Annotated in this window: 4 protein-coding genes and 1 pseudogene; 4 read left to right on the forward strand and 1 reads right to left on the reverse strand. The window is 69.7% G+C overall.

All coding sequences use genetic code 11. The annotated features are described in order from the left end of the window. The 3 genes and pseudogenes from CQZ88_RS08625 to CQZ88_RS08635 form a co-directional block, all read left to right on the forward strand. Positions 1–529, forward strand: a pseudogene (locus CQZ88_RS08625) (hypothetical protein); the annotation flags it as partial. Positions 530–621: 92 nt separating this feature from the next. Next, the gene (locus CQZ88_RS08630; protein ID WP_065922207.1) at positions 622–1,950 is read left to right on the forward strand and encodes a S1 family peptidase; all 1,329 of its coding nucleotides are present in this window, start codon (positions 622–624) and stop codon (positions 1,948–1,950) included. Positions 1,951–2,080: 130 nt separating this feature from the next. Beyond that, positions 2,081–3,382, forward strand: a complete 1,302-nt coding sequence (locus CQZ88_RS08635; RefSeq protein ID WP_102799601.1) for a S1 family peptidase — start codon at positions 2,081–2,083, stop codon at positions 3,380–3,382. A 384-nt stretch (positions 3,383–3,766) separates the two neighbouring features. On the opposite strand, the gene CQZ88_RS08640 is transcribed toward CQZ88_RS08635, so the two are convergent. After that, positions 3,767–4,462, reverse strand: a complete 696-nt coding sequence (locus CQZ88_RS08640) for a hypothetical protein (protein ID WP_102799602.1) — start codon at positions 4,460–4,462, stop codon at positions 3,767–3,769. 483 nt (positions 4,463–4,945) lie between these two features. Here CQZ88_RS08640 and CQZ88_RS08645 point away from each other — a divergent pair. Next, a partial coding sequence (locus CQZ88_RS08645) for a (Fe-S)-binding protein (protein WP_102799603.1) occupies positions 4,946–7,568 on the forward strand: 2,623 nt, incomplete at its 3' end.

A 7,568-nucleotide genomic window follows, 5' to 3' on the forward strand; every position in this document is an offset into this window, starting at 1 on the left:
GGACCGGGCCCCGCACAACCGGCTGGTCGTCGGCGGCGCCGTCGCGGCGGCCGTCGCGCTGCTCGTCGGGATGGGCGCCCTGGTGTTCTCGCTGCGGGACACCCCCGCGGACACACCCGTGCGGGAGGCGGGCGCCGCCTACGAGTCGCTGTCGAGCGCGGTGCAGGTGCCCCCGAGCACCGGCACCCCGACCGGTACCGCCACCACCACCACGACGACCGCCCCGGACGCGGCGCCGGCCACCGTCGACTCCGGGCTCGTGGCGCTCACCCCCGCCCCCGGCACCGCCGTCGAGGCCGCGCCGCCGAGCACATCGGCCCGGGCCACGATGTCCCGGCCGGCCCCGTCCACCACCACGCGGTCGACCACGGTCGCACCGACCACGAGCGAGGCCACCCGCGAACGGGACCGGCCCGCCCGGACGACGACCCCCACGACCGTCGCGCCGACCGGGACGTCAACGTCGACGCCCCCCGAAACCACGGAACCGGACCCAACGGACACGACCGGTTCCGAGGCGGCAGGGTGACCCTCCCCGTCCCGTACGCTGTCACACGGTTGTGTCCGCTTCCGCGGCACGACCGCGCACGAAACCCGTCAACCCATTCTCGAAGGGCCCCCATGCGTCACTCGTCGGCGTCGCGCGCCGCTGCTCGTACCACCGTTCGCCGTGTCGTCGTCGCGGCGGCGTCGGCACTGCTGCTGGCCGGGCCGCTCGCTGCGACCGCCCACGCCGCCCCGGCCGATCAGCTGCCCGCGGATCAACTGCCCGCCGAACTCGTCGAGGCCATCAGCCGCGACCTGAAGATCAGCGCCGACGAGTACCTCGCGCGATCCGAACGCGCGCAGGAACTCGCGGACTACGCGCGCAGCTTCCGTGCCGAACGGCCGGAGGACTTCGCGGGGGCATGGCTGGGCACCGACGGCCGGCCCGTCGTCGCGGTCACCAACCCCGACGCCGCCCGGCAGGCCGAGAACGACGGCTACCACGTCACCGTCGCGCCGGTGTCCGCGGACGGGCTCGAGCAGTCCCTCGCCGAGCTGAACCGCTGGGTCGCCGCGCTCCCCCGCGAACTGTCCTCCCAGGTGAACGCGACGTCGATCGACGTGTTCAACAACCGCCTGATCGTCGACATCGCCAACAGCCCGGCCGGCCGCGCCCTGAACCTGCCGACGCTCATCGCCAACGTCCAGGTCATGCTCACCCCGGGCCAGCCGCCGAACGAGCCCGGCCCGCTCGGTGGCGACACCTACATCACCGCCGACGGGGACGTCCGCTCGACGCCGCTCGACCGCATCGGTGTCTGCTCGTTCGGCTTCAACGCCGTCGACGCCGACGGATCGGCCGCCAACATCACCGCCGGCCACTGCGACGCGGTCGCCCGCGAGGACGGCGGCTCCACCGTCTACCTGCCCAACCGGGAGAACATCGACGAGAGCCTGAAGATCGGCGCGTTCACCCGCTCGACCGTCGGCGAGGGCAGCACCCTGGACTACGGCATCATCGGCCTCGACCAGGCGGGCGAGGACGTCGGCCTGAACCGGCCCGTCATCCGCGGCGGCAACGGCTCGACGCTGACCGTCACCGGCACCGCCGCGCCCGTCGCCGGCGCCCCGGTGTGCAAGTCCGGACAGTCGTCGTACTTCACGTGCGGCATCGTCGCCGCCGACCGGATCGAGACCCAGCTGGTCCGTGCCGACGGCACGAGCACCACGATCCGCGGCTTCGCGACCACCGCCTGCACCCTCTCCGGCGACAGCGGCGGCGCCATCGTCACCGGCACCCTCGCGCTCGGCGTGATCAGCGGTTCCAACAGCTCCGGCGCCCCCGACTGTGTGGAGGCCAACCTCGTCCTCGCACCGCAGGGTGGCACCTCCAGCCTGGGCATCTCGATCCAGGACATCGAGGCCGAGACCGGCGCGCGGGTGCGCACCGGCGCTGCAGCCTGACCGGTCCCGCGCCACGCCGCGCGGCTGGGTGTTCGCGCGGCCGACCCCATATGATCGTCCCGTCCAGCACCGGCCCGCCCGGGGCCGGCATCTTCGCGCACCGTCGCGGAGATCAACGAGGAAGGCATCCATGCGACGCTCCTTCGCCCGTCGAGCAGCGGTTTACGGTTCGGCAGCGCTCATGCTGCTCGGCCCTGCCGCCGCCATCGCACAGGCCGACCCGGCCCCGATCGAGGCGACGGCGCTGCCGAACGAACTCGTGGAGGCGCTGGCCCGGGACCTGCAGATGAGCCCCGAGCGGTACCTGACGGATGCTGCCCGCAGCCAGGAGCTGGCCCGCTTCGCCGAATCGGCGCGGGAGGAGTTCGCTGCCGTGTTCTCCGGCGTGTGGCTCGAGCGGGACGGCACGCCGAAGGTGGGGCTGACCGAGGGCGAGGGTTACGACGCGGCCCGCGAGGCCGCCGAGGACGCCGGATTCACCGTCGAGGACACCGACCGCACCGAGACGCAGCTGCGCGACGAACTGAAGGCGCTGAACGACTGGCTGGCCACCCAGCCGCCCGCCGTCGCCGACCTGGTGCGCGGCGTCGCCATCGACGTCGTGAACAACGACGTCGTGCTGCGCACCGAGAACGTCGCCGGGATTCGGCTGCCCGACTTCCTGCAGGGTGCCCGGGTGCTGTTCGCGCCCGCGCCGCTCGTCCCGGAGCCGGCCGCCGGCGACCTGCGGCCCGTCGCCGACCTCGCCGCCCCGACGGCCCTGTTCGGCGGGGACGCCTACGCCGCGCTCGGCGCCGGGGAGGGCCTGCGCTGCTCGCTCGGCTTCAACGCCGTCGACAGCTCGGACCGCCCGGTCAACATCACCGCCGGGCACTGCGACCCGAACCGGCCGTCCGCCGGCACCCAGTTCGCGTCGAAGGTGTACCAGCTGCTCGGTGAGGAGCTCGGCCAGCAGCTCGGCACCTTCGAGAAGACCAGCCTGGACGGCCGCGACTACGCCGTGATCCGGCCGACCGCCGAGGCCCAGGGCCGGTTCGAGAACAACGGTGTGCGGGTGCCGCTGGCGGCGCCGCTGCCGATCACCGGCGTCGCCGAGCCCGTCGTCGGCGCGCCCGCGTGCAAGTCCGGCGTCCGCTCGGGCTACAGCTGCGGTGTCGTGACCGCCTCGGGCCAGACCGTCGAGGTCGGCCACCGCGTGCTGGAGAACGGCTTCTCCACCAACCTGTGCGCCCTGCAGGGCGACAGCGGCGGCACGATCGTCACCGGCACCCTGGCCCTGGGCATCTCCAGCGCCTCCAACGTCGGTCAGTACGGCATGTGCGAGATTGCCGGCGTGGTCAGCGGCCTGCTGGGCGAGTCGCCGGAGTTGTTCGCGACGCCGATCTCCGCGGTCCTCGCCGAGAACCCCGGGCTGCGCATGCGCACCTGGTGATCGCCGCTCCCTGAGAGCTCCACCAGGGCCCGCCTCCGGCCGGAGGCGGGCCCTCGTGCTGTGCGGCGTGTCGCGCCGAGCGAGACGACGGGAAACCAGCCGACCGGTTTAGGATCCTGAAGGTCCAGAGGTCCGGCCACGGAGTGTGCTCCGCGGCCGGACCGTCGCATATCCCGGCGTCCGTTGACGGCGGTTCGACGAGAAGGTGAGTGACTGTTGTCAGCGGTACTTGTCCCCCCCGCATTAGACCTGATTGTTGCGATGGGCGAGGTGGTGGTGAATCTCCTCCAGCTCATCGTGCTGCGATGGTGACTCTGTAACTCATAAACGCGATCGGCCCCGTCACCAAGTTCGGTGACGGGGCCGATGTAAAGCTGAGGATTCTTACTCAGCCCACTGGGTGGTTCCAGGAGGCGCCATGAGATCCTGCACGAGGCCGATTCCCGCGACGACCGCGGTCGGTCCGCCCGCAACGAACGTGCCGATCGTTGCACCAGCAGCACCACCAGCGGCGCAGCCACCGATGAAGCCGGGGACTACAGCCGCCGGGATACCGACGATGCCACCGATGATGCAGCCGATGATGGCGCCCGTAACAGCACCGATCGCGGTCGCCATACCCACCTGCGAGATGAAGTTCTGCTGCGCCTTGAGGTTCTCCTCGGGCGAAGCGACATCCTGCAGCTTCAGGGCCACGGGCGTCAGACCCGGGGTCACCTTGTCCTCGGGGGCGACCGGGGTGGCCTGGGACATGTCGGTGACCGGGGTGAGGGTGAGGGTCTTGCCGTCCTCGCTGATCTCCCGCTCGAAGGGGAGCTGCAGGTCGCCGAGCTGAATGGCCAACGGCAGACTGATGACGGTGTCACCCTTGTCGTTCTGCACTTCGACGCTCTTGCCGTCGCCGGACACGGCGAACGAGCCGGCGTCGATGACGGTGACGACGGAGTCGCCCTCCGCCTTGGTCTCGTAGTTGATCTTCTCCGGTGCCGTGACCGCCGGTGCGGCGTAGGACGTGCCGGCGGTGACGCCGACGGCGGCGATGGTCATCGCCGCGACGGCGGCGAGCTTCCTGAACTTCATTCGATTCCGTTCTGTGACTTCGGCGCACGCCCCCGACGGACGCCCCCCAAGTTCTGACACCAATGTGCCCCTGCGCACCGTAGGCCCTGATCGCGGGTGCGCGAAGCACATCTCGCGCAGCATCATAACCGACATCACACGGATCCTCGCGTCCGGAATGTACCGAATCCGTTGCCACTCCGTTGCCGGACTCACGAGTACGTATGCCGAAGCGTGACCAGCTACCGCACGTTAGGTTTGCCTGACTCAATGAGTCGAAAGGTTTAACGCTTAACGTGAGCGGACACTCACGCTACGGCGCGATGCGGCAATTCGGCCGCCCCCCACGCGGTCGACCTCTGCTCAGCACCGCGCCGCAGCACCGCGAGACTAGACTACCGGCCGGTAACTTCCTATAGCTACCGGCTGGTAACTTAGTTCGGGTTAGGATGCGTGGGCTTATACCAGGCGGCGCGCTGCCGCCCCCGACACGAAAGGCCACCTATGAATGCCCTGACGATCACGTTGGGCACGATCGGCGTGCTGCTCAGTCTGGTGTGCTGGTACTCGTTCATCGGTGGCGCGATGAAGATGGTCAACGTCGTCCGGATCGGCCAGCCGGCTCCGGATCGGTGGCGGCCGTTCTTCCCGCGCTTCAAGCAGATGCTCGTCGAGTTCGTCGCACACACCCGGATGAGTAAGTTCCGCACCGTGGGCTGGGCCCACTGGCTGGTGATGGTCGGCTTCATGCTCGGCGCGATCGTCTGGTTCGAGGCTTACGGCCAGACCTTCGACCCGGCGTTCCACTGGCCGCTGATCGGCAACACCGCCGTCTATCACCTGATCGACGAACTGCTCGGCCTCGGAACCGTGATCGGAATCACGGCGCTGATCATCATCCGGCAGCTGAACCACCCGCGGAAGCCCGCGCGGCTCTCGCGCTTCGCCGGCTCCGACTTCCGGGCCGCGTACTTCGTCGAGACCGTCGTCCTCATCGAGGGCCTCGGCATGATCTTCGTCAAGGCCGGCAAGATCGCGACCTACGGCCACGCCAACCCGTGGACCGACTTCTTCACGATGAACCTTGCCAAGCTGCTGCCGGCGAGCGCCGTGATGGTGTCGATCTTCGCGTTCGTCAAGCTGATGTCCGGCATGGTCTGGCTGTACGTCGTCGGCCGCAACATCACGTGGGGTGTCGCCTGGCACCGCTTCGCCGCGTTCTTCAACATCTACTTCAAGCGCGAGGACGACGGTGGCGTCGCCCTCGGCGCCGCGAAGCCGATGACGTCGAAGGGCAAGGCCATCGACATGGAGACGGCCGATCCGGACACCGACACCTTCGGTGCCGGCCAGATCGAGGACTTCTCCTGGAAGGGCTGGCTCGACTTCACCACGTGCACCGAGTGCGGTCGCTGCCAGTCGCAGTGCCCGGCCTGGAACACCGGTAAGCCGCTGTCGCCCAAGCTGGTCATCACCTCGCTGCGCGACCACGGCTACGCCAAGGCGCCCTACCTGCTCGCCGGTGGCCGCAAGGACCTCGGCGGCGACGAGGTCGGCCTGGTCGACGCCGAGGGCAACGCGGACGAGGCCAAGCTCGGGAAGATCCCGGCGGCAGCCCTGGCCGAGGCCGATCGCAAGCTGGTCGGCGAGACCGTCGAGGGCGAGCTCGCGCCCGTCATCGACACGGAGACGCTGTGGAGCTGCACCAACTGCGGCGCCTGCGTCGAGCAGTGCCCGGTGGACATCGAGCACGTCGACCACATCATCGACATGCGCCGCTACCAGGTGCTCATCGAGTCCGACTTCCCGTCCGAGCTCGCGGGTCTGTTCAAGAACCTCGAGAACAAGGGCAACCCGTGGGGCCAGAACGCCAAGGACCGGCTCAACTGGATCTCCGAGCTGGACTTCGACGTTCCGGTGTTCGGCCAGGACGCGGACAGCTTCGCCGACTACGAGTACCTGTTCTGGGTCGGCTGCGCCGGCGCCTACGAGGACCGGGCCAAGAAGACCACGAAGGCCGTCGCCGAGCTGCTCGCGACCGCCGGCGTGAAGTTCATGGTTCTCGGTGCCGAGGAGACCTGCACCGGTGACTCGGCCCGTCGCGCGGGCAACGAGTTCCTGTTCCAGCAGCTCGCGATGCAGAACATCGAGACCCTGAACTCGGTGTTCGAGGGCGTCGAGGACTCCAGGCGCAAGATCGTCGTCACCTGCGCGCACTGCTTCAACGCGCTCAACAACGAGTACCCCCAGGTCGGCGGGAACTACGAGGTCGTGCACCACACCCAGCTCCTGAACCGCCTGGTGCGGCAGAAGAAGCTGGTGCCGGTGGCGTCGGTGAGCCAGGACGTGACCTATCACGACCCGTGCTTCCTCGGCCGCCACAACAAGGTGTACGACGCACCGCGTGAGCTGATGGCGGCGTCCGGCGCGAAGCTCACCGAGATGCCGCGGCACGGCGAACGGTCCATGTGCTGTGGTGCCGGTGGTGCCCGCATGTGGATGGAAGAGAAGATCGGCAAGCGGATCAACATCGACCGCGTCGACGAGGCACTGTCGACGAATCCGTCGAAGATCGCCACCGGCTGCCCCTTCTGCCGCGTCATGCTCAACGACGGTGTCACCGCGCGTCAGGAGAAGGGCGAAGGCGAGGGCGTCGAGGTCGTCGACGTCGCCCAGCTCATGCTCGACTCCATCACCCGTCTCGAGCCCGCGACGCTCAGCGAGAACATCAAGGTGATCCCGCGTGAGCGGCCCGTCGCGGAACCGGTGGCGACCGCCGGCACCCCGGAGGCCGCCGTGGCCTCGGAGGCGACCGCCGAGACGGTGGAGAAGGAGCGCGTCGAGGAGATCGAGGAGGCGGCCGCGACCCCGGCGGCCCCCAAGACGGCCCCGGCCGGCGGCCTGCAGATGAAGGGTGCCGCCAAGGCTCCCGGCTCGAAGCCGGGCGGGCTGCAGATGAAGGGCGGCCTGAAGGCCCCGGGCGCGAAGGCTCCCGCAGCCGGCGACGGTGCCGCGGCCGAGGCTCCCGCGGCCCCGGCCGCCAAGCCGGGCGGACTGCAGATGAAGGGCGGGCTCAAGGCCCCGGGCGCCAAGAAGGCCGTTCCGGCCGCCGCCGCTCCCGCTGCCG

It is taken from the genome of Rhodococcus sp. ENV425, assembly GCF_002887785.1.
In the GTDB taxonomy this organism is placed as follows: domain Bacteria; phylum Actinomycetota; class Actinomycetes; order Mycobacteriales; family Mycobacteriaceae; genus Rhodococcus; species Rhodococcus aetherivorans.

Coding starts and splice junctions, on each gene's coding strand:
- CQZ88_RS08630 (WP_065922207.1), top strand. CDS start 622: ATGCGTCACTCGTCGGCGTCGCGCGCCGCTGCTCGTACCACCGTTCGC.
- CQZ88_RS08635 (WP_102799601.1), top strand. CDS start 2,081: ATGCGACGCTCCTTCGCCCGTCGAGCAGCGGTTTACGGTTCGGCAGCG.
- CQZ88_RS08640 (WP_102799602.1), bottom strand. CDS start 4,462: ATGAAGTTCAGGAAGCTCGCCGCCGTCGCGGCGATGACCATCGCCGCC.